This is a genomic window from Vibrio ostreicida, assembly GCF_013074385.2.
Lineage (GTDB): Bacteria > Pseudomonadota > Gammaproteobacteria > Enterobacterales > Vibrionaceae > Vibrio > Vibrio ostreicida.
On sequence record NZ_JABEYA020000011.1, the window covers coordinates 1 to 25,996 of the forward strand.

Sequence of the window (25,996 nt, forward strand, 5' to 3'; positions counted from 1 at the left end):
CTGGCAAAATTAGAGCTACTCCCCAAGTCGGCTTGAGTTGCCAACTTGGGATATCATTGCTAGTGTGACTACGACAAAGTCGGTTGGTAGTTATACCGTCAGTCTCCCTTGGTAATCACATCGTTATAACAATGAGAGTGTTATCCCACTGGAATCGGTGAAGATCAAGTCAAATGGCAACATTGTTATTTTTGACCAAATTATCGCGGCAAACAAAGTCAGTATTGAGTCGACCAATGATGTCCAGATCATACCGGAAGGAGGGGTTAAAACGTTTGGTTTAGAGAACATTCGTGCGAACGAGGTCGATATTGCTGCGGTGGGTCTGATAGAAAATACCGGTGCGCTTGTCACGGGCAGTGCGTACTTTTCCTCTGATAAATTCATCAACGAAGGTGATATTGAAACGGCGCGAGATATTTATATCCATGGCAAGTCCGACGTGGTTAACCGTTTTGGCGGCGTCATATTGGGGGAGAATATTGACCTTAAATCAGAACGGAAAGTGACTAATGGCTCACTCTACCCATATCGCTTAGTTAGCGCGGAAAATTTCACATCTGGGATCAGCAAACTGAGCCGTTCAGTGAATAAAGAACCGGATTTTATAACTGGTGGAATTACCTCGGTTCCAGCACCATCGGAAGGCTTCAATAAGGTAGAAGTCGATAACTTAGATGCTTTTATTCTGGGGCAGAATGTACGGGTTGAGGCCCGTGAGTTTATCAACGCAAATCCTTATGCCGTGTCAAGACATTCGAAGGATCAACCGGAACTAATATTGGACTACCAAAAAAGCAGTCAGGTGATCGTGTCAGCGGAGTCGACGTTGGAGCTACAATTGGGGTATCGCTTCTGGAACATGTCGGCGATTGCCGAATCATGGACAGGCAACACTATTATCCAAGCCCCCGTGATCGATAATGAACGTTACTCTCTATGGGGTAGTACTGACTCTAAAAGGGTCACAAAACCAAAACCAGACTATTGTAATGATCCTTTCTTTATTTTTCACAAAATTATTTCTCCTGCGGGGTGTCGTACTGATAAGACCGTATTAACCCATAGCCAATATATTAAAACATTGTCGCCTCAGTCACGCTTGCATGCGGGCAACCACCTTATCCTAAAATCACATGATCTCTTTAATGAACACAGTGTAATCGAAGCCAAGCAAGATGTTGTTGGCACGGTAAGCTATGTGTGGATGGAAGGACTTAGCCTTCGTGATGTGTGGGAGACTACCACGGTGACGCATCATCAAAGAAGCTATTGTACAAAGCGCATTCTTAGAAGTTGCAGACGCAGAAGAACCGATTTTTGGACCACGTCAAGAGCGGATCTGACCAAAAATGAGGAGACTCAGCAATTCCCGTTTGTATTCTTCGTCGGTGGGCATCTTCACAAAGGCTTCGGTTCGGCGAGCATCAAAAATCAAGATATTACCTATGGCCCTTATGCGACGTCTTATCTACCTAAAGTTATGCCACCAAAGATAGGCAAACCAAGTAAATATATTCCGATTATTAACGACGGTATTACCTTGTTTATTATAAATCCTAATTTTAAAGCTTAAATCAGCAGTTGGTTAAAATGAAAAAAACAAACACGTCACTCTGGAAGAAGGTGACCTCCAATGTGGTGCTCACCGCGTTGCTGACGCAATTATCGTTCCCGGTTTATGCTTCGGTAAAAACCAAGCTTACTCTAGACGAAATTACGGCGGCGGTGACTGAAACCGCTCGTTATCAATTAGAGGAGTCGGTAGGTGACTATTTATACCGAGGGGCTTTAGAGCTAGAGGAACTCGGTATCTTTGATGGCTTCAGCCATTTTTTGAGCCTAATGTTGGCGAGTAACCCGGAATTGATTCCCGGTTACGACGTGAGCAGTGAACAGTTCACTGATGAAAATGCGCTGCCCGCCCTGTTTGGTTCTCCCTATGTTGAAAGAGGGGTGATACGGCATCAATTGGTCCAGATCCTGAATAAAAGTTGGATAAGTAAACCGGGTTATTCAAGCTACAACGAGCAAACGAAAAAACTATACGAGAATGGAGCGCAGGTTGCCAGCCAATATGGCTATAGAGTCGGTCAGGCTCTGACCACCCAGCAAATTGCCAGTTTGGGTCAAGACATTGTCTGGCCAGAAATACGTACCATTAATGGCGCTCCTTATTTAGTTCCGTTTGTTTATTTGACGGCAGAAACAATAGAAGATCAAAAACTCGATGACTCAACGTTTGCTGCAGGTAGCGCCGATATTAAAACTCAAACCTTTGTGGTGGACGGCAGTCGTGTTGAGTTTAAACACAGCGCGCTTATTGATGTTGAACAAGATTTCATCAACACACAAGGGCATATCAGTGGTCAGAAATTTACGATTCGTACTGGTCGTGAAATGCAAAACCTATCTGGGACGATTACCGGCGATGACGTTACTCTCATTGCCAATAAATTGACTAACGACACCTTGGTCACACGACTAGATTATGGCCACGGCTTTTCAGAAACTTTTAACCAAATTGGTACCATTTCCACATTAGGCAACTTGAATATTTACACGGCGAGAGACGTTGTCAGTCACGGTGGCCAGTTCAGTTCTCAAGGTTCTCTTGAGATAGAGGCCGGTGGCAATATTATTCTTGTCCCTCAGGAAGATAAAGATCAACGAGCAGAGTCTGGTCAGCGTTGGTCTGATAGCGAGTCCTCACTCGTTAACCTACAAACCAGCTTATCGGCGGTCGATACACTTTCACTAATCGCAGGCGGTCAGGTCTTTATACAAGGTGCAAAGCTGGAAAGTCAGGGGTTACTACAGATTCTGGCAGGCTACGGAATTACTCTGAAAAGCGCCGCAGACTTACGATCTTATGAGAAAAAGTTTGAAGCTGAAAGCGGTGGCATATTTGGCACCAAGGAAAGCGAATCAGAGAGTGCGACGGAATCTGAAATTGTAAGAACGCTGCTTAAAGCGGGCCAAAGTATGTTGCTCTCAACTGAGAAGGGCAATGTCCTACTGGAGGCGGTAACGATTGACAACAAAGGTATGTCAAAAATTATTGCTGAAAACGGCTCAATTGATTTCGAATTGGCGAAATTGCTAGAAACTTATAGCCATGAACAGTCTTTTGAAGGGTCTTTGTCTTTCCGTCATCAGGGAAATGGTTATCAACGTGAAGTCGCCTATTATTCGGAGTTCATTAACAATGGCGGCTTATTTCTAGATGGTGCCCATGGGGTGCGAATCCAAATTGCTTCAGGCTCAAAGAATCTTGATCAGATTATTGCTGACTTATCTCAGACCCCTGAACTGGCATGGATGCAAGATATTCGCAATAACCCAGAATACAGCCACGTTGACTGGGACTCCATCGAATTAGTGATGGAGGAATGGGATTATGACCAATCAGGATTAACCCCTGCCGCGATGGCGATTCTATCTGTGGCAATGGCTATTGCTTCCGGTGGTACTAGCCTAGCGGCTACAGGGACTGCTGGTACGGCTCTTAACACAGCTATTGGAGCAGGGATTACAGCGTTAGAAACTCAGGCTGTTGCGAGCCTGCTAGCAAACGGCTTTGATTTCAAAGAGACACTTGAGCAATTGGCGTCTGATGAATCCCTCACCTCGTTAGCAACAACGATGGTCACAGCTGGGGTTTTAAGTGGTTTAGATATTCCGCTGTTCTCAGGTGACGCAGGGGCAAGTCAGAGCCTCAATGATATTCTTGGAAATGTCACTAATGAGACCTTAGTCAATCAGGCTATTACGCAGTTGGTACATACATCTGTGAGTACGGGTGTGTCTGCGATAGCCAATGGACATAGCATCGAAGAATTTGGTGATGCCTTTGTGCAGAGTATTGCTATGTCAGCAGTAATGCACATAGGAAAAGATCTAGCCAATAAAATAGGCAAAGCTTCTCGAGTACAAGAAGGGCAAACAGAACCGGATATAAATACGGCAACCCAATATATTGCTCACGCAGCGTTAGGCTGTGGGTTGGGGACCGCTATCTCCAGTATTAACGGTGGTAATAGTAGTGTAAACCGTAATGGCTGTGCTTCAGGCGCCGCGGGTGGAGTGATTGGTGAGTACGTCGCTCAGCAGTATAAGGCTCATACTGATGTTCTGAAGTCAGAATCCGAAGAGTTTGTAACTGAGGTTTTTGAAGACCTTAGGGCGGAAAACCCGACGTTAAGCAATGAAGAATTAAGCCTCAGGTATGAACAGGAGCTTTTGAGGCTACAGCAGAAGGGTGTCGATATCTCTCGCTTAGCGGCAGGGATTACCGTTTTTGCATTTGGCGGTAACACAGATATCGCAATCTCTACTGGCGGTAACGCCGCTCAGAATAATGCTTTCTTTGTTATACCTGCGCTGATTTTTGCTGTTAAAGCAGCGATGGTGGCTGCAACAATTTATGACATTGGCGAGACCATTTATCAGCTATACCGAATTCTGAACGGTGATGCGGAGATTAATATCACACCTGAGCAGGCAGTGATAAACCTTCTTATTTCACTTGGCGTTAGAGTCGTTACGAAAGGTATCAATAAGATCCCTCTAGACAAGCTGCCATTTGACGAATTGATGGAGTTGGCTGAATCTACGATATTAGGGAAGGGGCTGAATCAATATGCAACAGTATTTGGTGACTTGGGAAGTCATTTTGGTACGGATGCAAAGGGTAAAGCTGTTGCTTCAGGTAGTAAGCCTTCGGCATGGTATAAAAAACCGGCGGGGATGAGTGACGAGGATTATGGAAAGTATTTGACTCATAGGCAATTGGCCCCTCATGCCAAACTCACACCAGAGCAAGTTGTAGCGAAACTCAAGACTCATGATTACGAACCAGATAGAGGGAATGGAACTTGGGTTAAGAAGGACTTAAACATTACAACACATAACGCTAAGCCGGTAGAAAAACTCTATGATGAGGATTTTCTGAATCTAAATGATAAGATCGAGGTTAAAGGAGTTAAGGGACCACTTACGGTAAAAGAAGCAACTGAGCATAGGCAAAAACTGCTGGAGCAAAGCAGGCTAGCGGAAAGCGATCCCAATGTGCCTAAACCATCACCTTCGGAAATTAACGTTTTCTCTGAAGCCTTGGGTGAAATGCGTGCGAGGAAGTATGCGGTTGATAAGGACTTAGGTGAAGAGCTCGCCAATAAGATACCAGGCAGTAAGCAAACCAACTTTGTCTTTGATCAGGTCTACGTTAAGGATGGCAGAGTAACCATTCTTGAGGCTAAAGGCAGTATTAGTGAGTCGCCAAGCTTAAGCGGTCATACAATAGGTCAGAATAAATATATGCAAGGCACCCAAGAGTACTTTAATAGTATGATGATGAACATGGACAAAGCAGTAGGTGGCCTTCCACTAACGCATCCATATCGTCAAACTTACGACGCAATAAAGTTGGCACGGGAATCTGGTCAGTTAAACTATAAAATGGTGGTGCAAACCATCTCTCCAGCCACTGGGGAGCTGGGGAATACCTTAGTCAAAACTTACGATATTAAATAGAGGCAATTGATGTACGACTTTTCTCAACATTATTTTCCGGAACGGTTAAAAGAGTCTGGCGCACTGAAAACACGTCCTCAGGATCTGATAGCTCAAGTACATCGCCGTATAGAGACGTTTAATTCATTAGGCAATGAACGATACCCTTTTGTTGTAAGTAGCATTGCATATGATTTGGTTGGGTATGCGGTACAGTGTGAGATTTTTGGTTGCGCACACAACCAAGTCAAATGGCTACTGAAAGAGGCGGTTAATGCTTACCGTGCACACTTTAATATGGAGCGTCTCTCAGGTACGGAAGTCACTTTTGAACTGTTTGGCCAGACTCGACGCGCTACCAGCGAAGAAAAGTCACACCATACACGTGATGCTCTATGGTTAAATGCTGTCTGTCTTGCTGAACTCGTCGATGATAAACCAGCATTGGTTGATTTATTGGCGTACCCAACAGAGAATTTTCTTAATGTGGGCAGCATTTCGCCCGTTAAGACAACGGTTCATTTTGTTGACCTGTTTAAAGCATATTTTGGGCGAGAGCAGGATACTGAAGTAAAAAGTGACGTTTTTAACCGCTGCAATGCTCTAGCTCAACCAGGTGTAATTACATCAATCGATACGGAATTGGCTGAAACTTATGCTTGGTTTATGAAGATACCGCTTTTTCAGCTGGTCGGTTATCAATGGGGTGTGCAGCAGGAGTCGTTAGAGGAAATCGCTCAAGCCGCGATGCAAGCTAACTACGATTACTTTAGTGAAATAGCGCCTCAATCTGGCCAGGTTACCGGGCCTGAATGTTTGGACCTAAATGATCATTATGCATTGCTACATATTCATATACTGGCATTTTTACGTGTTATTTACCTACAGAGAGGAGAAGTCGTGGGTATTGAATCACCATTCTTACCTTTGTGGCTAATTAAAGGCGAAGGCCCAACGCTGGATGAACTCAATCAAACGATGCCGAAATTTGATTTGTCAATGTTTGGCTTAAAATAAGTATTTCCACTAAAAATAATGGGCCATGCTTTAATTAAGTATGGCTCATTTTCTATATCCAAATTTATATTTACTTACTAGGTTTATCATGAAAAAAAACAATCAGTTGTCTATTTTTATTATCGGCATTTTGTTTACATAGCGTGTTTGCTTGGGACTGATCTGCTCCAGCAAGACTGGACACCACATTAAGCGACATTTTGTTGTTCAAAGTTAGCTGGGCTTAGATACCCAAGAGCACTGTGCCTTCTTGTCCGGTTACAATCAACCTCTATGTACTCAAAGATCGTTTGGCGCATCTGGTCTCTCGTCATTATCGGCTCACATTGGATCGTTTCAACTTTCATCGCATGGAAGAAGCTTTCAACACAGGCATTATCCCCTCAATTCAGTCGATATGATCACTGATGGCTACGGCTTAGTCGTAGAGCGCCGCAGTTACGATACCTTGGGTAAGCAGCGTAAAGTCGCGTGGTCTGATAACGGGCCGTTGGATGTGGTACAAAACGCCATTACCAACCGTGGTTATACCGGACATGAGGAAATTACAGAAGTTGGTCTAGTGCATATGAATGGTCGAGTTTATGACCAAGAGATCGCACGTTTTATAAGCGCAGATCCACTAGTACAAGCACCTTATGTGACTAATAGCTATAACCGCTACGCCTATGTATGGAATAACCCAGTTAAGTATAATGACCCTGCTGGTTTTGCTACAGGTGCGATTGGCATTGCCATTATGCATAATGGCAACACACAGGAAGATGAAACTGAGCAAGAATTAGATCCAGATATTGATGATCAAACCGACACTTTTGCTAATACCAAGGTAGGTTCCAGAGTCCAGTCACAGAATTCTGCGCAAAACCAAGATGAAAATGCATTAGACGTAAAAGATGAAGATGGTAGGGATCATTATCACAGACACAACCCCAAATCTACGGGGAAAAAAGATCAATATTTAGATAAAGACGGGGAGCCTACCTCTCGAGGAAGTGATGAACCCCACATAGAACCTAAGGAATAAATGTGAAAATAATCAGTTTTCATGAATCAACAGTAGTCCAATTTTATGTCGAAAGAAATACAGCGTTACTACTTCTGGAGGGGGTAACTACTGATAGCCTCAGTGATAAGGTTCAAATAGTCATAGATAATTTTTCTACTTTTTTAGTGGATGGGGTGGTACATGAAGACCTATTCTTTATGCCTTTTAGTGATGGGGAAGTATTAGTGTTAGAGCTGAATGATGATGGTTACTATATGCTCATTGAGTGGCATGACTTCTCACCACATACTTCATTTATACAAGAATATGAATTTAAAACAGGAAAGATTAATACATTGATATTATAAAAATCATAAGCACTTTTATGATTTATTTAAATAAGATCAGGCCTGAAATCTTGTTTTTATGGATGAATTTACTTGGATATTTAGTGTGGTGTTTTCAGGGAGAGAAAATGAGCCGACCATTAAGTGTTGAATTTTCTGTTTCGCTATATCATGTAATATCGTGTGATTCACGGGTCAGTCGTATTGCGTCAAAACGCAAGACCTGACCCTGATAGTTCTCTAGAGACAAAAAGACAGGTGAAATGATTACTTATCGTCCTGAAAGTAAAGGTGATCGTCAAATTAAAGGGAATACTGGAGCGCCAAAAATATCACGCCATACAGAAGGTAAGAAAGAGGCTATACGCTATGAGAACGATACGACTCAAGATAAATTTTCTAACGGTGGGTTAACTCGAGATAATGATTGATAAAGAAGTAATTACCATAGAAAAAGAGCTATATAATAGTGACTTTGAATTTTATGATTCAAGGGCTTTAAGAGTAGATTGGATAAATAAGAATAATTACCAGGTATTTATTTTTCTTGGTGGTACAGAGGTATTATTTGAGCCTATATTTAGTAATTTAAACTCTTTTTTTAATGAGATTTATCTATGTAAAGAGCCTAGTCTTAAAGAAAGAGTTGATAGAAGGTTTATTATTGATTTTAAATTTAGTAACAATCTTGATTATTATGAATCACTTGTTAATCTGGATGGGCTTTTTTTTAAAAATCATCTTATTTTCTCAAAAAACTTAGAGTTGATTATGCAAGTGGTAGACGAAGACGTACTAATTGTCGCTGGAAAGGAAGAAACCATATCTAATATTTTTAATGTGACATTAATAAGCAATAAGTACAATCTTTATAAAGAACTAGATGAATTTGGTGACTATCCGTACGCTAAGTATTATTGGGGAGATGATTGGTATAAATGAGTAAATGAAACTAACACTTAAAAATGGATTCAGGGCTTGCCTTTCTTCTATTTTTATTCAGGGAAGTAAACTAACCCGACGGAATTAAAAAATCACGTTTCTCGTTATATCGTTAACCAATTACCTTGACCAACACTAAATGGAACCATAATGAAAAAATATTTTACCTTTATTATTCTGATGCTTAGCTTCAGTTTAAGCGCACGGTGACCGCACGTGTGCTTAATATTTGAGCTAATAGATTAGCTTTCTTTTCAACGGTTCGAAAAAAGAGATTACGGGGTTCAAATACCACTCACCCATTACTCAATATTTGCACTCTAATTGAGCGAATAACGTTCATGCGTTCGCCCTACCTTATTGGGTTTGTTAGGTGGGGTGGTTTAGTGTGGTGTTTTCAGGGAGAGAAAATGAGCCGACCATTAAGGGTTGAATTTGCTGGTGCTCTATATCATGTGACATCGCGTGATTCACGGTTCAGCGGTATTGTGTCAAAACGAAGACCTGACACTGATAGTTCGTGGATGAACAAGACTTCCAAATATTTGTCGAGGTACTAGAGTCATGAGGGCAAATCTTAATGCCACGCATACTGATTAACCTGACTCAGTGGTAATGTATCTACAGCCTTAACATTAAATTATGTAGCTACTTTTTAATTAAGGCGATGTTAGGCGTTGATTTAAGTGTCATTTTCAATAAAGGAATTGAATGGAATATATACGGAAATAAAACCTGTATAGTCTCAAAATATCTTATTTAACAAGGCCGAATTAATGCCGAGGCGACAAGTTTGTTAACGGCAAGTCTCTGTGTTGTGGTTAGTGTTGTATACGTTGAAAAATCAAAGAATATCCTTTACTTTCAAGGGCACATACATTAGGGCGTTAAAATAAAAAACAAGTAGCTATTATCCCATTTAATTTCTTAGCTTAATATTTTATAATTCTACTCAGAAAAATTACTATTAATAACCTAATGGAAAGAGAAAAATGAAGAAAAAAATAGCGTGTCTTTTGATGTTGGCGTTAAATGCTGGCTACGCAAATTCTACAGAGGTGGAGTCCCCCAGTGAAAATAGGCTCGCCAGTGAGGAAGCTTTAGCTAATGATAATGTCGCATCCGGGCAGTCTTTTGTAAGCAGTGTAGAATCCTACAATAAGTTTGGCAATGCAGATGTGATGTTTAGGCTTGCGACACCTTCGAGAGAGTGTGCAGGATATTGGATAACTAAAGATGATCGCGGATATAATGCCAACTTGAGTATGATCCTTGCTGCCTATCAAGCTAAAAATCCGGTTGTGGTTTACGGTTTGATAGCAGAAAGTGAAAAGTGGTCGGGGAGTGAAACCGCTCATTTCTGTAAGCTGTATGCCATTACCTACCGGTAGCGGTTTAGCCATGATTTACGTTCGATAAAAATAAGATAAAGCCGTCATAGTACTACTAGATAAAGGACAGACACCGAATCAGGGTGCCTTTCTGTTCAAATAATTATGAAAACACATCTTAATGCCATGTGCACGGATTAATCCATCTATCTAAACCACTGCGTAGGCTTGATCGCCCCTGTCGATTTGGGTATAGAATTCTCGAACTAACGCACAACGGTCATACACTTTCATTTTTAACGTACTCATTTTTAGTCAAGGTGTTATTTATACCATAGTGACTACTGCGCTCTAAATACGCGCAAAGAATGAGTTGATTGTCTCAAAATTAGGCTTTATATCGTTAAAAAAATAGAAATTACGAATAAAAAACATATAGTTACATTTTTATAAAAAAGAAGATAAAAATGAAAAAAATACTATTAATTTTAACGGTTTTTATGTCGGCAATGGTAAGTGCATCCCAGTCTAATTACCCATGCCCTGAAGGGAAAGTATTACGTTGCAGTGCGACCGTTGGTTGTTTTTGTATGAATGAGGATTAATCCTCTTTAAATAACATCCGCTAGAATAGAAATGGGACCGGGCTTGGTCCCATTTTTGGATGTGGGAATCCCAACACGTCATGGCCAACCGTAGGCTTTTTATGATACAGGAGATACCTCTCAGAGCGCGTGGGCATACGTCAGTGGGTTCGCTCCCAGAAGCTATCCGTATTATATTTGGCACCAACAGGACCGCGTATTCCTTTTTCTGTGTAGGTCCTACTCGTTTGAGTGCCGCTAAGGCTATCTAAGTAATTGGCCCGGGCAAGGTATAAAAAGTCAGCAAGGTAAGACCACATCGAAAGATGAATTAGATTAGCATGCGCTTTCTTTTTATTTTTGAGCCATTTTAATATGAAAACAATCGTCGCGGTTTTAATCAGCACGTGCTTTAGCTCTTGTGTGGCTTTCGCAGACAGTGAGTTACTTGGTCAGGACACATTATCTCTCACCCATGAAGAAATCCTGGAGATATACAAAGACAACAGGGTTGTATACGACCAAGATAATATGCCTGAGGGTTATACGGGGGATATTACTGCACTTTATATGACCATCAATAAACTTCGAGACAGATTGTCGATGATGAGAGGCGATATCAATCGTGACTATCTTTACTCTGGACAATACGATGATGCCTCTCGAGCGGATTTGATTAAATTTGTCGATGGTTTGATGAGTGTGAATGATAAATTAAGTCGAGTGAGAGAAGGGTATATTCACAAGCCCGGACAGTTTGACAAGTATTATGCGCTCAGTGTCCAGACGGTGTCTTACACCAAGAAAATCACCAATAAGACGAGAAAAATGGTCGAGGTAGGGGATATGCGTTCGGGTTACGCACACGAACTTAATCTGATTGCTTCTTTAATGAATGATATTGCTGAGGGATACAAAAACAAATCCCTAAAACGGATTTTATCTCGAGGCGATATTACTGAGCAGACGGATATGCCGTATGCCAAGACATTCAACTTCAAATTCTAGCCGAGCTAAGCGTTCGCCGAGAAATAAGGACACACTCATGATTCGAGAGGTGTCCTTTTTCACTTTGGCGCTCGTCAGCTTAATGGGTCAGGCCCCTATGGCGATGGCTAAAACGGTATCTACCGAAGATTGGACAACGCCAGCCCCCACTGTGTAAATGCAAAGGTTGGATAACGAAGTCACCGACACGGCGGCTAATACGTTAGCCCATTGTTCGAGCATCAACGGTGCGTATTGATGGCCTTCGTCTGATGCTTTTGCCAAAGAAATCTACTCTACGGCTCTGGCGGCCTACCTAGTGACAAGAAAGTTTCGGTTGTCTTCACTGATGAGTGTTATGCGCAATCTAAGCAATCATCACTGATTCATTCGGCAGGGTTGCCTTACATTGAATTAGGCGGGTCTTCGAACCGCTGTGTATAAGAGAAAAGGCAGCCCGATTCACGTCAGTCAAGCTGGCGTTATTTTTCTACTTTCATGGTTTATTGCTTGCCTTTCTGCTTGGGTATTGCACAATAACGCCTCTGACCACCACACTGACTACTCTCCTCTGCCTCATGTTGCTAATTATCGATAATTACGATTCATTTACCTACAACCTCTACCAGTACTTTTGTGAACTGGGCGCTGAGGTGAAAGTGGTGCGCAACGATGAAATCAGCCTCGCTGATATCGAACAGATGCAGCCGAGTCATTTGGTACTGTCGCCCGGCCCATGTACCCCAGATGATGCCGGGATCACCCTAAAGGCGATTGCACACTTTGCTGGTCAATTACCCATTCTGGGTGTATGTCTGGGTCATCAAGCCATTGCTCAGGTGTTTGGTGGTGAGGTTGTGCGAGCCCGTCAGGTAATGCACGGGAAAACGTCACCGATACAACATACTGAAAATAGCGTATTTGAGGGGCTCAATAATCCACTCACCGTGACGCGATATCATTCACTTGTGGTTAAAAACGAGAGTTTACCTGCCTGTTTTGAACCGACGGCTTGGACGGTGTTTGAGGATGGAAGCATCGATGAACTGATGGGATTTCAGCATAAATCGTTACCGATCGAAGCGGTCCAGTTTCATCCTGAATCGATCAAAACGGAACAAGGTCACGAGCTACTGGCTAACTTTTTACGTCGCTGATCTTAGCGCCAGTGGCGATATCCCCCCGAAAAAATCCTGACGCGGATCACTTTTTTTAACATTTATTTCATATTTTTGCGTACGAATAATTTGTGAAAAACTATTCGTAGCCGTTGCTATGGCTAACTCTGCCGCCTTGTTATCCCTATGCTTAACCTCAGCTTATCTTAACTATAAGAATATATTGCTTCATAAAAGCAGTAGCATAGTGCATAAATACTCAAACCCAATGATAATCATGTGTTTAGTGGGTGTTTAAAAAGAACAAATCACTATTGAAATGGTTAATTAAATGTAAATACAATGCCGCTATAGCTTACATGCAAAACAATATGTGCTTTCTATTGCGGAAAGCAAGGATGCAAAAAGTACCTAGCATGCGGTATCGAGAGGGAAGAGCAATGACAGTTGAAAATAACGTAGAACGCGGTTTGTTTGATGAGGTAATGGTGCCTTGTTATAACCCGATGGAAGTGGTTCCAGTTAAGGGCGAAGGTGCCCGTGTCTGGGATCAGTCAGGCAAAGAATACATAGACTTTGCTGGCGGAATTGCCGTAAGTTGTTTGGGGCATTGTCATCCTGCCATGGTTAAGGCGCTGACAGAGCAAGGCCAAAAGCTTTGGCATCTGAGTAATGTCATGACCAACGAGCCGGCGCTGCGTTTGGCAAAAAAGCTGACGGAAGTGAGCTTTGCAGAAAAAGTCTTCTTCGCTAACTCGGGTGCTGAGGCCAATGAAGCGGCTCTCAAACTGGCTCGTCGTTACGCGGCTGATAAGTTTGGGCCTGAAAAATCAGAAATTATTGCGTTTAAACAAGGCTTCCATGGACGTACTTTCTTTACGGTGACCGTGGGCGGCCAAGCGACTTACTCGGATGGGTTTGGTCCTAAGCCGGGTGATGTGACCCACTTGCCTTATAATGACGTGGATGCGTTGCGTGAACATATCTCTGATCGCACTTGTGCGATCATGATGGAACCGCTTCAAGGTGAAGGCGGCATCATTTCTCCTTCCGATGAATTTGTTCAGACGGTCCGTGAGCTGTGTGATAAACATAATGCCCTGTTGGTGTTTGATGAAGTTCAAACGGGCAATGGCCGTACGGGTCATTTTTATGCGTACCAAGGTTTGGGTGTCACGCCAGATATTCTGAGCACGGCCAAATCGTTGGGCGGGGGTTTCCCGATTGGCGCGATGCTGACGACCACTGAGCTATCAAAGCACATGAAAGTGGGCACTCACGGCTCGACTTATGGGGGGAACCCATTGGCGTGTGCCGTTGCGGAAGCCGTTGTGGATATTGTCAGCCAGCCAGAGACTTTGGCCGGTGTGGCTGAGCGTGAAGCGCTATTTCGTGAGGGGCTTACCAAGCTTAACGAAAAATACCACATGTTCGCTGAGATCCGTGGTAAAGGTTTGTTGCTTGGCGCTGCGCTCAATGAAGAGTGGCAAGGCAGAGCGCGTGATGTGCTGGTTGCGGCAGGCAAACAAGGGCTGATGATTTTGGTCGCGGGGACCAATGTGGTGCGCTTTACTCCGTCGCTTGTGATCAGCCAACAAGAAATTGAGCAAGGACTCGCTAGGCTCGACCAAGCTCTGGCTACGCTCACCAAATAATTCAAACCATCTTACGGGATCCGGCGATCAGGCTGGGTCCCTTTATCAATTCCACGGTGGTATCGTTTAAGGATAGTGCTGGGGCCTTGCTGAGGTAAGACGTCAATGGCCGCAAACTGACGAGTCAGATGTTGGATTCGGACAGGACGTTATCAGTGATGTGATCAGCCCTTATCGAGCGTTCATTGATGGAATTGAGTTGAGCATCAGGAGGGAGTATCGATGCTGGTTGTTCGCCCTATAACAATGTCAGACTACGACGCACTGCATAACTGTGCAGTGGAATCGGGTCATGGATTCACATCTCTTCCGGTTAACGAGGAATTGTTAACCAATCGTATCACACATTCTGAGTACAGTTTTGCCAAGCCTGACGTCACCGAGCCCGGCGACGAGGGCTACCTGATGGTCAGCGTCGATAGTGACACTGACGAGGTCGCAGGGTGTACTGGTATTGAAGCCTCGATTGGTTGGGATGTTCCGTTTTACTCCTATCACATCAGTACCATTGTGCACTCTTCTCCCAAGCTGGGGGTGAATAACGTGGTCAAGTTGCTCACGTTTGGTAATAACTACACGGGTTATAGCGAAATCTGTACACTGTTTTTGCGTCCGGACTTTCGACGTGGCCTGAATGGTCGATTGATGTCGAAGTGCCGTTTTTTGATGATGGCAGAGCATCCGCATCGCTTCTCAAAAACCGTCTTTGCAGAAATGCGTGGTGTCTCGGATGACGAAGGCAACTCGCCGTTTTGGCAATGGCTCCAAGAGCACTTTTTCTCGATTGATTTCACCATGGCTGACTATCTCACAGGCATAGGAAAGAAAGGTTTTATCGCGGATCTCATGCCTAAATTACCAATCTATATCAACTTACTCAGTGAAGAGGCTCAGGCTGTGATTGGTCAGGTACACGAGAACACCAAACCAGCGTTGCGGCTGTTAGAAAAAGAAGGATTCACCTGTCGCAATTATGTCGATATTTTTGACGGTGGTCCATCGGTGGAGTGTGATTTACGCAACATCGACTCCGTCCGACATTCATTCCGCGCTAAAGTGACGGTTTCAGAGCATTCTAGCTCGCAAGACTACCTTGTCTCGAATACCTCATTTGAACATTTCCGTGCTACGGCGGCCAAGGCGGCCTACGATCAGGCGTCAGAATCGGTGATCCTGTCGCCGCAAGTCGCTGAGGCATTAAACGTTCACCAAGGCGACTACGTTCGCATGCTGGCTCAGTAATCGAAAGGAAGACACACATGACACATTGGATTGCAGGCGAGTGGCTTGCGGGTCAGGGCGAATCGATGAACTCGGTCAGCCCTTATAATAATGAAGTGATCTGGCATGGTGACAGTGCATCACCAGCTCAGGTTGAAGCGGCTGTCAGTGCAGCTAGGCACGCTTTCGTGAGCTGGAAAAAGCGCACATATGCGGAGCGTGAGGCCATTGTGCTGGCCTTTGCTGAACAAGTTAAAGCCAACAGTGAGCAAATCGCGGAAATTATAGCCAAAGAAACCGGCAAACCGATCTGGGAAACTCGGACTGAAGCTGGCGCAATGGCGGGTAAGATAGCTATCTCTATTCGTGCTTATCATGAACGGACTGGCGAAGCGACTCGCGAAGCGGCGGGCAACCAGATCGTGCTACGTCATCGACCACTTGGTGTGATGGCGGTATTTGGCCCCTATAATTTCCCGGGACATCTGCCCAATGGGCATATCGTCCCCGCATTGTTAGCCGGTAACACTGCGGTGTTCAAGCCGTCTGAGCAGACGCCGCTGACGGGTGAATTTGTGATGAAACTTTGGCAGCAAGCGGGTTTGCCTGCTGGCGTGATCAATTTGGTCCAAGGGGCGAAGGAGACGGGCGTTGCGCTGGCCAGTTCCAAAGGGTTAGATGGCGTGTTGTTCACTGGCAGCGCGAATACTGGTCACCTTCTTCATCGTCAGTTTGCTGGCCAACCCGGCACTATGCTGGCGCTGGAAATGGGTGGAAATAACCCGATGGTGATTTCCCAGCATTATGGTGACTTAGACGCCACCGTGTATACCGTGATCCAGTCGGCCTTTATCAGTGCAGGACAACGCTGTACTTGTGCGCGTCGTTTGTATGTCCCAGTTGGAGCCAAAGGGGATGCCTTGGTAAATAAGTTGGTTGAGGCGACCCAAAATATTCGTGTTGATCAGCCTTTTGCTGAACCAGCGCCGTTTATGGGGCCGCAGATTTCTAAAGCGGCGGCCGATTTTATTCTCAATGCACAGGCCAATTTGCAAAAACTGGGTGGTGAGAGTTTACTCGAAGCCAAGGCGGGTGAAGCGGCGTTTGTGACACCGGGCATCATCGATGTGACCGCCATAGCCGATCTACCGGACGAAGAATATTTTGGGCCTTTGTTGCAAGTGGTACGCTACCAAGGGTTAGAAAACGCAGTAGAACTGGCCAACGATACCCGATTTGGTTTGTCGGCGGGTCTGGTGTCGACAGACGACGGTGAGTGGGATTATTTCGTTGATCATATTCGTGCTGGTATTGTTAACCGCAATCGCCAACTGACCGGGGCAAGTGGTGATGCTCCGTTTGGTGGGCCTGGTGCTTCAGGCAACCTGCGACCAAGCGCCTACTATGCTGCGGATTACTGTGCTTACCCTATGGCATCAATGGAAGGAGGGGAAACCGTCCTCCCTGCGACGTTGAGCCCAGGCCTCGAACTGTAAGCCACTAACGGCCATCGTTGCGCTTCGTTGACGATGGCCTAAACGGATGGAGGGTAAGGCGGATACGCTTTGACTCTCGCCATTCCGATTACTCAAACAAGGAGGCGCTATGACGCCAGATGTTTTATTTCAGTCGTTATGGAATGACTATATTCAACGCTTATGTCCCTCTGCGGATAACGTCCATCGTTTGCTCCAAGAAAATGAACCTCTTATCAACGACCATATTGCGTTACGTACGTTTAATTTGGCACCGCTGGGTATTGAGACGCTGGCGAAGCCCTTTATTGACAGGGGTTACCAAGCTGGCGGGGATTATGTTTTTGAAAGCAAAAAGCTCGTGGCGAAGCATTATGAGCACCCTGATCCCAAGCAGCCAAAAGTGTTCATCAGCGAGCTGAAAGTTGATGAATGTTCACCTGAGCTGCAGCAGATTGTGGCTAAATTGGTCTCTCAAGTGGATCGCAGCGTACTCGATAGTGAGGCGTTTTTATTTGCAGGCCGTCTATGGGACCTGAGTTTGAGTGATTATCAGGTGTTGGCGAAAGAGAGCGAGTATGCCTCTTGGTTGGCGGCCCATGGGTATGGCGCTAACCACTTTACGGTCAATGTGAACCAGCTCAAAGCCTTTGACGAAGTCCAAGGGGTTAATGACTATCTGCGTGAGTCAGGCTTTACCATCAATGAAGCTGGAGGCGAAGTAAAAGGCTCTCCAGAGGTGTTGCTTGAGCAGTCGTCGACTATGGCGGATAAAGTACCAGTTTCGTTCAAGCAGGGCACAGAAATGATACCCGGTGGTTTCTATGAGTTTGCGAAACGTTATCCAATGAGCAACGGCGAGTTGTATCCGGGATTTGTTGCTGCTTCGGCAGATAAGATTTTCGAAAGTACCAACGGTTAAGTCGATTGGATTGGAAAAAGCGCCTAAGTGGCGCTTTTTTTATAGATTATTCGGTGACGTTGAGCCAATACTGTTCTGGAATTGAGCGGGTTTCGTCACTCAGATGAGGGTTATCAATTTTGAACGCTTTCCGATTGCGGATCCCCGCTTGTTCAAAGGTTTTGACCACTAACGGTGCCTGTTCAAAAAAGGCTTCAAATGACCCATCTTGATAAGATTTTTCAAAGGTTTCTTGCATCAGCTTTGCGATGTCAGGGTTCGTCGGGCTGACGAACAAAAACATAGGAAAGCGATAGATGAGCATGACTTTGTCATCGACGACTAAATTGGTTAACTGACTGCGCTGAGCGACTTCGCTGTATGGTTCAATGACGGCACGAGGAAACAGATCGGTGCGCCCGCTGTCGACGATCCGAAAGATATTATCGAAGTTGGGTACTTCGCGGACTTTAAAGCCGCCAGACTTGAGAACGTTCACATCGGCCCAGCCTTCGCCTTGAATGATGCCAAGTTGTTGTAACTGCTCTATGTTGTCAATTGAACCTAGCTTCGCGGCAATGGTTTTATTCGTGATAAAAATACGATGGCCGAGCAAACCACGAAAAACTGGGTAGCGAATCGGGAGCAATTCTTTTTCTAGGGTTTTGTCTGCCCCCAACCAGTCGATGGTGAGCTTACCTTCTTTGAGTAGATTGACCTTGCGAGACTGAGAATCAACCGGCGCTTTGTAGGGCTGCAACTTGATATCCTGTCCCGATTTTTCGACAAGAAACTTGATAAGTGCAATGGTGTAAAGGTCAAGCTCTGAGCCTTCTCTTGGGATCGGATGGACAATGGTGGTTTGGGCCATCGCGAGTGGAGACAGTAAACTACACAGGAATATCAGGTAGGAAAAGAGTCGTTTTTTCATTAGTTTGTCCTATTTGAAGTAGTACAAATAAAAGCCAAACTAAAGAGTAGGACAGGGTTTTGGCATTGCCAAACTAGATAGACGAAAACCGGGCATTACGCCCGGCTTTGATCGTCAAAATTCGAGCTTAACGGGTGCCGTAGACGACGATCGTTTTACCGTGGGCAGAAATCAGGTTCTGCTCTTCTAGCATCTTTAAGATACGCCCAACCGTCTCGCGAGAACAGCCGACAATTTGGCCGATTTCCTGACGAGTGATTTTGATCTGCATACCATCCGGGTGGGTCATCGCATCGGGCTGTTTGGCCAGATTCAGTAGCGTCTGAGCGATACGTCCTGTCACGTCTAAGAACGCAAGATCTCCCACTTTTTGGCTAGTGACCTGAAGGCGACTGGCCATCTGTGAAGACAAACGCATCAGAATGTCAGGGTTAACCTGAATCAACTGACGGAATTTTTTGAATGAAATTTCAGCCACTTCACAAGGAGATTTCGCACGAACCCAAGCGGTACGCTCTTGGTCTTCTTCGAATAAACCAAGTTCGCCGATAAAGTCACCTTGGTTTAGGTAGGAAAGAATCATTTCCTTACCTTCTTCGTCTTTGATAAGTACGGCCACAGAGCCCTTTACGATGTAGTAAAGTGTTTCTGCTTTTTCGCCCGCGTGGATCAGCGTGCTTTTCGACGGGTACTTATGAATATGACAGTGTGAAAGGAACCACTCTAATGTTGGATCGGTTTGAGGTTTACCTAGAACCATAATATCTCACTTCCTCTGCAGGGTATGCTTGCTGCTTTCCATATTGTTAGCTAAGCCTTGAATCAAGACTTACTAGGATAAGAGCACTTTTCAAATGCTGCAAGCCATCTTTGTTTCGGTTTAAAATAGTATCCTGTTTCGGAATCTATTTCTTGATTTTAATCTACGTCAGGGGCCATTTTTCCAAGCAAAAATGTGCACATGATCACGGTATGAAAAGTAATCGTGAACCAGAACTACGACTTAACCAATTTTCCCGGTTTCGATCAATTGTTGTAAAATGGGGCGAACGATCAGCTCCATTGCAAAGCTCATTTTACCACCTGGTACAACCAGTGTGTTGTGACGTGACATGAAGGAACCATCGATCATCGCCAATAAATACGGAAAATCGACTTTCTTGATCCCTCTGAGACGAATCACGACAAAACTTTCGTCAAGGCTGGGTATGCCTTTGGCATTGAGCGGGTTGGACGTATCAACCGTCGGAACCCGCTGGAAATTAATGTGAGTGCGTGAAAACTGAGGCGTAATGTAGTTGAGGTAATCGTCCATTGAGCGAACAATCGAGTCCATTACCGCTTCTCGTGAATGGCCGCGATCTCGTGTGTCACGGACAAATTTCTGAATCCACTCTAGGTTGACGATGGGCACCATACCAATCAAAAAATCAACGTGTTGGGCGACGTTGACGTCACCGTCCACCACCCCACCATGAAGGCCCTCATAAAACATCACATCGGAGTGTTCAGGCAGTTCTTGCCAAGGTGTGAAGGTGCCGGGCATTTGATTGTAGGGAACGGCTTCATCGAAGGTGTGCAGGTAACGTCGTACTTTGCCGACCCCGTCGTTACCGTATTTACGAAAGAACTCAGACAGTTCGGAAAAGTCATTGGCCTGAGGGCCGAAGTAGCTGATGTGTCGGCCTTGTTCGCGCGCCTTGCGGATCTCAATATCCATTTCTGGACGGGTAAAACGGTGGAAACTGTCCCCTTCAACCCAAGCCGCTTTAATGCGCATCATATTAAACATCTTACGAAAGGCTTCAGATGTTGTTGTTGTGCCTGCCCCAGATGAACCTGTGACGGCAATGATCGGATGTTTTGCTGACATGACAAACCTTGTCTGTTGTTAACTGTCCTGTGTTATTGCCTGTGACTATAACATGCTTTGGCCCGATTAAGCTGTATGGCGTATTTTAAAATCAGAACTTTCTCTTGAGCTGAATATCAACGGTTTCGTGTAGTTCAGAAAAAACGACCACGGCTTCGCCAGATTGTAGCTGGGCCTGAATCTGGTCGATTTTGTCTTGCAAAGAGACTTCGATTTCTCCGTAATCTGACCCTTCGCGCAATACAAATTCGCGAATTAGGTTTTCCAATGTGTCAGATTCAATGTCTTGCCATGGGACAATCATAGCCGCCTCTTGTGGGTTCGTTAAGTGGGTGTCGTGGTCATTATTTAGAAAAAGCCAAACTTTGGTAGTAGGCAGGTAGAGCCTCTTCAAGCCAAAAACGTGGCTTTAGTGCGTGGCCGCTAAGAAAACCGACATGACCCCCGCGCTTAAACAGGCGATAGTCGATGTTTTCCGGCAACACATATTTAGGGATCACCGCATGGGTCATAAATGGGTCATCTTTGGCATGGATGATCTGCGTTGGGGTGCGGATTTCTTGTAATCGGTTGATGCCAGAGCAGCGCTGATAGTAGTCGTCCGCATCTTTAAAACCATGCAATGGCGCGGTGATCAAATCGTCGAATTCATACAGTTTGGTCACACGTTTGATGCTTTGATAGGAAACATCCAATTGCTCTTTGATCAGAGGGTGTTTACGCAGAGCGTTCTTTTTTAGTGAGGACAGCAGATAGCTTTTGTAGATTTTAGAGAAACCTTGTTCGATTCGCTGTGCGCACGCCGATAGATCTAGAGGTGCGGAAACCAGTGTGGCGGCATGGATCAAAGGATCGTCTTTGTACTCCGCGAGGTAATTAGCCAGCACGTTGCCACCCAGTGAAATACCGACCGCTACCTTATTTTGCGTAGGCATGTGCTGGTGTAAATGTTTGAGAAACAGCCGAACATCTTCAATCTCTCCAGAATGATAGGCTCGGGCCTGGGTATTGGGTTGACCACTGCAACCGCGAAAATGCATCATCACGGATACCCAGCCTTGTTTGGCAAAAGCATGCATCAATCCATTGGCATAGGGGCTATAGAAGCAACCTTCTAGGCCATGAAAGAGGACAAACACAGGTTTTTTCTGTGCGGACTCACTGCGCCAATCTTCACTCCAAGCTAAATCAAGAAAATCGCCATCGGGGGTATTCAACCGCTGCCAATGCGGTTCAAACAGGGCTTTCTTGCGGATAAAGCGGGGCGCTAACGTTTGTAAGTGAGGATTGCTCAACCCTGTCGCAGCAATAAATTGTGTCATGGTTTCGGGCTCATTTGTGGCTGATGCTAGGGAGAGACGTGGCGAATACTTCATGCAAATGTTGCCCACCAAGCTGGCGGCAGTAACGCAAAGTCAGCGCTTCTCCTGTATTGATGTGAAGTTCAATACTGTTAAGACAGTCAACCAGATCAGATTGTTGTTGTTTTTCCAGCTGTAATTCGAACTGCAGTGATTCCCGATACAAGGTGTCGGCTAAGTGGGGTTTTAACTTGCGACGAAGATCTCGGTAGCTGTGCAGCAACGTTTCTGAACGGCCAAGGCAGGCTTCTATCTTATACCAGTCTTCATCGAGAAAGGCGGCTTGTTGTTCGTCGAGCCACTTGAGCAATAACAACAGGTTAACGTTGCCTTTGTAACGATTTTGCAGTGTCAGGCAAGCCTCTTTCACTTCACGCACACTGTAGTATTGCAGGCTGAACTGCCATAAACGTTCCAGTGTTAAAGACAGGGTGACGCGCGCTGTGCTCATGTGAACTGAACTCCCCAAACCTATTGTAGCCGTGCCAATATGCGTTCGCTTGGCGTCTTCGCAACAGGGCAATAATGCCAAGTTTAGCGTTAATATGCCTATATTACAGCGTATTACCTCAAAAATAGACATTGGAAAGGGCAGGTTCCATCACGGAGTCTTGTCCGGGTGATGGGTGGTGACTGTGTCGTGTGGACGTTGGCTAGAGCCCATGGTGAGATTAATTATCATTACCATATAAATTGAGTTTTATATAAGATGGAGAGGATTTGAGGGATTTCTCTATAAGAACAGCGCGTGAGCGCTCACTATTGCTCGTTGAATATAGGAACAGATGATGAATGTAAAATTGGCTTTCGCTGCCGTCACTTTAGCTCTGACCACTCATGCTTATGGGTATGAGGGATACTCGGTGTTTTCGGATGCCATTAATCAAGATGAAGTTTTGGCCCATACTCCGCGGTTAGTTGAGGTCGCCAAACAGGTCGGAGATACCCCCACCGTTGGCGGAGCCTATCGTTATGATGAGCAAGGGCGCGTGACGCAGCGCGATTATGCGGACAGCACCTTCGACTACCATTACGATGCTGATGGGCGCTTAGCCTCTGCACGGGCTTTGATGAAGCATGGTGATATCAACAGTTACGTACGCCATACCAAAGAGAATTTTGTGTCAGAGTATCACTATGATACTGACGGTAAGGTCGTGAAAGAAATGAAGCGGATTTTCGACGATTTTGCCATCAGTTTGGATCAAACGCCAAGAGCTGCCTACAAAATCAAATATCGTTATGATGAGCAAAATAGATTGGTGAAACGCACTCAGATCCCATTGAGTGGAGATGATATGGCTAATTTAGAGTTTCATTATCGTTATCATGATGATGGACGCTTACGTAAAATTATCGAAATCAAAAAACGCCCACAACGTGAAAAAAGCGTGCTATTGCTTCAGTATCACGATAATGGTGAAATTCGCACCGCGACCCAAACGCTCTTTGGCAAAGGAACTCAAGTCTTTGAGTTGGAGTATGTCGCAGACCCAGATCAGGTGTATGGTATCTATTATGTGGATCCGGTCAAGGAATGGAAAGTCGATATGGACTTCTTCGGTTTGGCCTTTCATCCGATTCAATCGATAAAAAAGACGGTCGCGAATCAAGTCACCCAATATCAATATCGTTATGTTAATGACGAGAGTGACCGATTGCCAGATAGCCTGACACTGACATTAACTCAGCCCAGCGGGGCAAGCGTCGATATTGAGTATCGGATGGCCAATCAACCTTAAACCTCAGCAGGGCCGCTTGAGCGGCTCTGCGTGATTAATTCAGCTGTGCTTCCATTTGTTCAAGATCTTCTTGCAGCGTCATCCATTCGACTTCGACGTCTTCTAGCGTGGACTTACTGCTTGCCTGAAGGGACAGTATTTCACTCAAGCGTGCTTTGTTGTCAACGTCATACAAAGAGGCATCGGCCAGCTGTGTTTCTGTTTCCGATAAGGCAGCCGACAAGGTATCCATTTTGGCTTCGAGAAGGGAAATCTGTTTGCGAATAGGAGCGGTCTGCTTGCGAAACTCTGCTTCACGGCGCTTCTGTTCTTTTTTTGCGGCCGCACTGTTAGCGGTGTTTTTTTCCGGCAATTGGGCCTGTGCTTGGCGACGTTCGGCTTTCTGTTGGTCAGTCAGCCACTTGTAGTAATCGCTAAGATCTCCGTCAAATGGTGCAACTTGTCGGTCATGCACCAGATAAAGATCATCGGTGGTCGCGCGCAATAAGTAACGGTCGTGAGACACAATGACCATCGCCCCTTCAAAGGTCTGAAGGGCAAAGGTTAATGCTTGACGCATATCGAGGTCTAAATGGTTGGTGGGCTCATCAAGCAGCAGTAAGTTGGGTTTTTGCCATACAACCAGTGCCAGAACCAAGCGGGCTTTTTCTCCTCCAGAAAATGGTGCGACCGGCTCTAGGGCTTTGTCACCCTGAAACCCAAAGCTGCCCAGATAATTGCGCAGTTCCAGTTCATTTTTGTCCGGTGCGATCTGCATCATGTGTTGCAGAGGCGTCTCTTGCGGGTGGAGAGTTTCTAATTGGTGCTGGGCAAAATAGCCAATTTTCACCCCTTGTGAGTAGGTGAGATCGCCACTTTGGGGGGAGAGCTCGCCCGATAATAGCTTGATCAGTGTCGATTTACCCGCGCCATTTCGGCCCAGTAAGCCGATGCGACTGCCAGGCACAAGGTTGAGACGAATTTTGTCTAGGATCAGGTTGTCATCATAGCCTGCGGAGACCTCATCCATCATGATGATCGGATTAGGTAGCGCGTCGGGTTGACGAAACTCAAAGTTGAAAGGGTTATCGAACTGCGCTGGCAGGACCTGCTCCATTTTCTCTAGGGCTTTAATCCGGCTTTGGGCTTGACGCGCTTTCGAGGCTTTGTAGCGGAAACGGTCAATGTAACTTTGCATGTGCGCCATTTGCTTTTGTTGCTTCTGGTATATGGCTTGCTGGAGGACCAACTTCTGCGCGCGTTGGGTTTCAAAGGACGAATAGTTACCTGTGTATTCATTGAGGTGCTGATTCTCAACATGAATAATACGGTTAACGACCGGGTCTAAAAAGTCTCGGTCATGGGAAATCAGCACTAAGGTGCCGGGGTAATTTTGCAGCCAGCGCTCCAGCCACATCACCGCATCCAAGTCCAAGTGGTTGGTTGGCTCATCAAGCAGCAGTAGATCTGATCGACACAATAAGGCCTGAGCTAGGTTGAGACGCATACGCCACCCACCTGAGAATTGAGTCAGGCTCCAGTCCATTTGTGGTTGTGAAAAACCAAGGCCGTCGAGCAGCTCAGCGGCCCGAGCGCGGATACTGTAGCCGCCGATGGTTTCAATTTTTCCATGCAGCTCGGCCACAAGTGTGCCGTTATCGTCTTGCTCCGCTTTGGCAAGCTTAGCTTCCAGTCCGCGGTATTCACGATCACCGTCGATGACGTAATCCAAAGCTTGTCGCTCTAGTGCTGGGGTTTCTTGGGCGACCCATGCCATTTCCCAATGAGAAGGCTTGCTAAAGTGGCCGCTATCGATAGACAGTTCATCTTTTATTAGGGCAAACAGCGTCGACTTGCCGCAGCCATTTTTACCGACTAGGCCGACCTTGTCACCAGGATGAATGGTTGCTGAGGTTTGATCCAGTAGGGCCTTGCCACCGCGAAGCAGTTGGATATCAGAAAAGGTAATCATAGTATTGTGCTTTATTCTTGCTCGTATCGCGCCGAATAGTAGGGCGAATAGGATAAAA

General features: G+C 45.3%; 22 protein-coding genes and 2 pseudogenes. 15 read left to right on the plus strand and 9 right to left on the minus strand.

What is annotated here, in order from left to right:
* The first annotated feature begins 157 nt into the window (after window positions 1-157).
* From HLM86_RS14200 to HLM86_RS14210, 3 genes are read left to right on the plus strand one after another with little or no spacing between them, the layout of a single operon-like run.
* On the plus strand, window positions 158-1,576 hold the full coding sequence (locus HLM86_RS14200) for a hypothetical protein (RefSeq protein WP_170883567.1): 1,419 nt from the start codon (window positions 158-160) through the stop codon (window positions 1,574-1,576).
* A gap of 17 nt (window positions 1,577-1,593) precedes the next feature.
* Window positions 1,594-5,535, plus strand: a complete 3,942-nt coding sequence (locus HLM86_RS14205; RefSeq protein ID WP_170883566.1) for a DUF637 domain-containing protein — start codon at window positions 1,594-1,596, stop codon at window positions 5,533-5,535.
* Between the two features lie 9 nt (window positions 5,536-5,544).
* Complete coding sequence (locus HLM86_RS14210) at window positions 5,545-6,531, plus strand: Imm49 family immunity protein (RefSeq protein ID WP_170883565.1); 987 nt, start codon at window positions 5,545-5,547, stop codon at window positions 6,529-6,531.
* Between the two features lie 188 nt (window positions 6,532-6,719).
* Here HLM86_RS14210 and HLM86_RS14215 read toward each other — a convergent pair.
* Window positions 6,720-6,911: pseudogene (locus tag HLM86_RS14215) on the minus strand (IS3 family transposase); the annotation flags it as partial.
* Here HLM86_RS14215 and HLM86_RS20510 point away from each other — a divergent pair.
* The 6 genes and pseudogenes from HLM86_RS20510 to HLM86_RS14250 form a co-directional block, all read left to right on the plus strand.
* Window positions 6,905-7,243, plus strand: a pseudogene (locus HLM86_RS20510) (RHS repeat-associated core domain-containing protein); the annotation flags it as partial. The pseudogenes HLM86_RS14215 and HLM86_RS20510 sit on opposite strands and share 7 nt — an antisense overlap.
* A gap of 317 nt (window positions 7,244-7,560) precedes the next feature.
* Window positions 7,561-7,887, plus strand: a complete 327-nt coding sequence (locus HLM86_RS14225; protein WP_170883564.1) for a hypothetical protein — start codon at window positions 7,561-7,563, stop codon at window positions 7,885-7,887.
* 242 nt (window positions 7,888-8,129) lie between these two features.
* Window positions 8,130-8,297 carry a hypothetical protein gene (locus HLM86_RS14230; protein WP_170883563.1) on the plus strand — a complete coding sequence of 56 codons (168 nt, stop codon included), beginning with the start codon at window positions 8,130-8,132 and terminating at the stop codon, window positions 8,295-8,297.
* Window positions 8,290-8,808 (plus strand): hypothetical protein, encoded by a 519-nt coding sequence (locus tag HLM86_RS14235; RefSeq protein WP_170883562.1) that lies wholly within the window; start codon window positions 8,290-8,292, stop codon window positions 8,806-8,808. Before HLM86_RS14230 ends, HLM86_RS14235 begins: the two co-directional genes overlap by 8 nt.
* Window positions 8,809-9,800: 992 nt before the next feature.
* Complete coding sequence (locus HLM86_RS14240) at window positions 9,801-10,199, plus strand: hypothetical protein (protein ID WP_217702199.1); 399 nt, start codon at window positions 9,801-9,803, stop codon at window positions 10,197-10,199.
* A gap of 899 nt (window positions 10,200-11,098) precedes the next feature.
* On the plus strand, window positions 11,099-11,731 hold the full coding sequence (locus HLM86_RS14250) for a hypothetical protein (RefSeq protein WP_170883561.1): 633 nt from the start codon (window positions 11,099-11,101) through the stop codon (window positions 11,729-11,731).
* A gap of 87 nt (window positions 11,732-11,818) precedes the next feature.
* Here the strand turns inward: HLM86_RS14250 and HLM86_RS14255 are convergent, their stop codons facing one another.
* Window positions 11,819-11,995 carry a hypothetical protein gene (locus HLM86_RS14255; RefSeq protein WP_170883560.1) on the minus strand — a complete coding sequence of 59 codons (177 nt, stop codon included), beginning with the start codon at window positions 11,993-11,995 and terminating at the stop codon, window positions 11,819-11,821.
* Window positions 11,996-12,288: 293 nt separating this feature from the next.
* Between HLM86_RS14255 and HLM86_RS14265 the strand changes: the two genes are divergently transcribed.
* The 5 genes from HLM86_RS14265 to HLM86_RS14285 all read left to right on the plus strand — a co-directional run bounded on the left by HLM86_RS14265 (window position 12,289) and on the right by HLM86_RS14285 (window position 18,101).
* Entirely contained in the window at window positions 12,289-12,867 is a 579-nt protein-coding gene (locus HLM86_RS14265) for an aminodeoxychorismate/anthranilate synthase component II (RefSeq protein ID WP_076589844.1), read from the plus strand.
* 401 nt (window positions 12,868-13,268) lie between these two features.
* Window positions 13,269-14,483: an aspartate aminotransferase family protein gene (locus tag HLM86_RS14270; protein ID WP_076589843.1), complete on the plus strand. Its 1,215-nt coding sequence runs from the start codon at window positions 13,269-13,271 to the stop codon at window positions 14,481-14,483.
* Between the two features lie 222 nt (window positions 14,484-14,705).
* Window positions 14,706-15,725 carry an arginine N-succinyltransferase gene (gene astA / locus HLM86_RS14275; RefSeq protein WP_076589842.1) on the plus strand — a complete coding sequence of 340 codons (1,020 nt, stop codon included), beginning with the start codon at window positions 14,706-14,708 and terminating at the stop codon, window positions 15,723-15,725.
* 17 nt (window positions 15,726-15,742) lie between these two features.
* Window positions 15,743-17,200 (plus strand): succinylglutamate-semialdehyde dehydrogenase, encoded by a 1,458-nt coding sequence (astD, locus tag HLM86_RS14280; protein ID WP_170883558.1) that lies wholly within the window; start codon window positions 15,743-15,745, stop codon window positions 17,198-17,200.
* Window positions 17,201-17,309: 109 nt separating this feature from the next.
* Window positions 17,310-18,101 (plus strand): DUF1338 domain-containing protein, encoded by a 792-nt coding sequence (locus HLM86_RS14285; protein ID WP_076589840.1) that lies wholly within the window; start codon window positions 17,310-17,312, stop codon window positions 18,099-18,101.
* 46 nt (window positions 18,102-18,147) lie between these two features.
* Here HLM86_RS14285 and HLM86_RS14290 read toward each other — a convergent pair whose 3' ends face one another.
* From HLM86_RS14290 to HLM86_RS14315, 6 genes are all read right to left on the minus strand, one after another.
* Window positions 18,148-19,011, minus strand: coding sequence for a type 2 periplasmic-binding domain-containing protein (locus tag HLM86_RS14290; RefSeq protein WP_170883557.1), 864 nt, complete (start codon window positions 19,009-19,011; stop codon window positions 18,148-18,150).
* Between the two features lie 127 nt (window positions 19,012-19,138).
* The gene (crp, locus tag HLM86_RS14295) at window positions 19,139-19,771 is read right to left on the minus strand and encodes a cAMP-activated global transcriptional regulator CRP (RefSeq protein ID WP_009602948.1); all 633 of its coding nucleotides are present in this window, start codon (window positions 19,769-19,771) and stop codon (window positions 19,139-19,141) included.
* A gap of 243 nt (window positions 19,772-20,014) precedes the next feature.
* On the minus strand, window positions 20,015-20,884 hold the full coding sequence (locus HLM86_RS14300) for a phosphoribulokinase (protein WP_076589838.1): 870 nt from the start codon (window positions 20,882-20,884) through the stop codon (window positions 20,015-20,017).
* A 91-nt stretch (window positions 20,885-20,975) separates the two neighbouring features.
* Entirely contained in the window at window positions 20,976-21,188 is a 213-nt protein-coding gene (locus HLM86_RS14305) for a YheU family protein (protein ID WP_076589837.1), read from the minus strand.
* Between the two features lie 40 nt (window positions 21,189-21,228).
* Window positions 21,229-22,206, minus strand: coding sequence for a hydrolase (locus tag HLM86_RS14310; RefSeq protein ID WP_170883556.1), 978 nt, complete (start codon window positions 22,204-22,206; stop codon window positions 21,229-21,231).
* A 10-nt stretch (window positions 22,207-22,216) separates the two neighbouring features.
* On the minus strand, window positions 22,217-22,696 hold the full coding sequence (locus HLM86_RS14315) for a TIGR02444 family protein (RefSeq protein WP_170883555.1): 480 nt from the start codon (window positions 22,694-22,696) through the stop codon (window positions 22,217-22,219).
* 334 nt (window positions 22,697-23,030) lie between these two features.
* Here HLM86_RS14315 and HLM86_RS14320 point away from each other — a divergent pair, with 334 nt between their 5' ends.
* A complete protein-coding gene (locus tag HLM86_RS14320) occupies window positions 23,031-23,987 on the plus strand; it encodes a hypothetical protein (RefSeq protein ID WP_254868813.1) in 957 nt (318 codons plus the stop codon).
* Between the two features lie 34 nt (window positions 23,988-24,021).
* Here HLM86_RS14320 and HLM86_RS14325 read toward each other — a convergent pair whose 3' ends face one another.
* Window positions 24,022-25,938 carry an ABC transporter ATP-binding protein gene (locus HLM86_RS14325; RefSeq protein WP_170883553.1) on the minus strand — a complete coding sequence of 639 codons (1,917 nt, stop codon included), beginning with the start codon at window positions 25,936-25,938 and terminating at the stop codon, window positions 24,022-24,024.
* Window positions 25,939-25,996 lie beyond the last annotated feature (58 nt).

What these genes read in the sequence shown, in the direction of transcription:
- HLM86_RS14205 (WP_170883566.1), top strand. Translation starts at nt 1,594, where the DNA reads ATGAAAAAAACAAACACGTCACTCTGGAAGAAGGTGACCTCCAATGTG.
- HLM86_RS14210 (WP_170883565.1), top strand. Translation starts at nt 5,545, where the DNA reads ATGTACGACTTTTCTCAACATTATTTTCCGGAACGGTTAAAAGAGTCT.
- HLM86_RS14230 (WP_170883563.1), top strand. Translation starts at nt 8,130, where the DNA reads ATGATTACTTATCGTCCTGAAAGTAAAGGTGATCGTCAAATTAAAGGG.
- HLM86_RS14235 (WP_170883562.1), top strand. Translation starts at nt 8,290, where the DNA reads ATGATTGATAAAGAAGTAATTACCATAGAAAAAGAGCTATATAATAGT.
- HLM86_RS14240 (WP_217702199.1), top strand. Translation starts at nt 9,801, where the DNA reads ATGAAGAAAAAAATAGCGTGTCTTTTGATGTTGGCGTTAAATGCTGGC.
- HLM86_RS14250 (WP_170883561.1), top strand. Translation starts at nt 11,099, where the DNA reads ATGAAAACAATCGTCGCGGTTTTAATCAGCACGTGCTTTAGCTCTTGT.
- HLM86_RS14265 (WP_076589844.1), top strand. Translation starts at nt 12,289, where the DNA reads ATGTTGCTAATTATCGATAATTACGATTCATTTACCTACAACCTCTAC.
- HLM86_RS14270 (WP_076589843.1), top strand. Translation starts at nt 13,269, where the DNA reads ATGACAGTTGAAAATAACGTAGAACGCGGTTTGTTTGATGAGGTAATG.
- astA (WP_076589842.1), top strand. Translation starts at nt 14,706, where the DNA reads ATGCTGGTTGTTCGCCCTATAACAATGTCAGACTACGACGCACTGCAT.
- astD (WP_170883558.1), top strand. Translation starts at nt 15,743, where the DNA reads ATGACACATTGGATTGCAGGCGAGTGGCTTGCGGGTCAGGGCGAATCG.
- HLM86_RS14285 (WP_076589840.1), top strand. Translation starts at nt 17,310, where the DNA reads ATGACGCCAGATGTTTTATTTCAGTCGTTATGGAATGACTATATTCAA.
- HLM86_RS14290 (WP_170883557.1), bottom strand. Translation starts at nt 19,011, where the DNA reads ATGAAAAAACGACTCTTTTCCTACCTGATATTCCTGTGTAGTTTACTG.
- crp (WP_009602948.1), bottom strand. Translation starts at nt 19,771, where the DNA reads ATGGTTCTAGGTAAACCTCAAACCGATCCAACATTAGAGTGGTTCCTT.
- HLM86_RS14300 (WP_076589838.1), bottom strand. Translation starts at nt 20,884, where the DNA reads ATGTCAGCAAAACATCCGATCATTGCCGTCACAGGTTCATCTGGGGCA.
- HLM86_RS14305 (WP_076589837.1), bottom strand. Translation starts at nt 21,188, where the DNA reads ATGATTGTCCCATGGCAAGACATTGAATCTGACACATTGGAAAACCTA.
- HLM86_RS14310 (WP_170883556.1), bottom strand. Translation starts at nt 22,206, where the DNA reads ATGACACAATTTATTGCTGCGACAGGGTTGAGCAATCCTCACTTACAA.
- HLM86_RS14315 (WP_170883555.1), bottom strand. Translation starts at nt 22,696, where the DNA reads ATGAGCACAGCGCGCGTCACCCTGTCTTTAACACTGGAACGTTTATGG.
- HLM86_RS14320 (WP_254868813.1), top strand. Translation starts at nt 23,031, where the DNA reads ATGATGAATGTAAAATTGGCTTTCGCTGCCGTCACTTTAGCTCTGACC.
- HLM86_RS14325 (WP_170883553.1), bottom strand. Translation starts at nt 25,938, where the DNA reads ATGATTACCTTTTCTGATATCCAACTGCTTCGCGGTGGCAAGGCCCTA.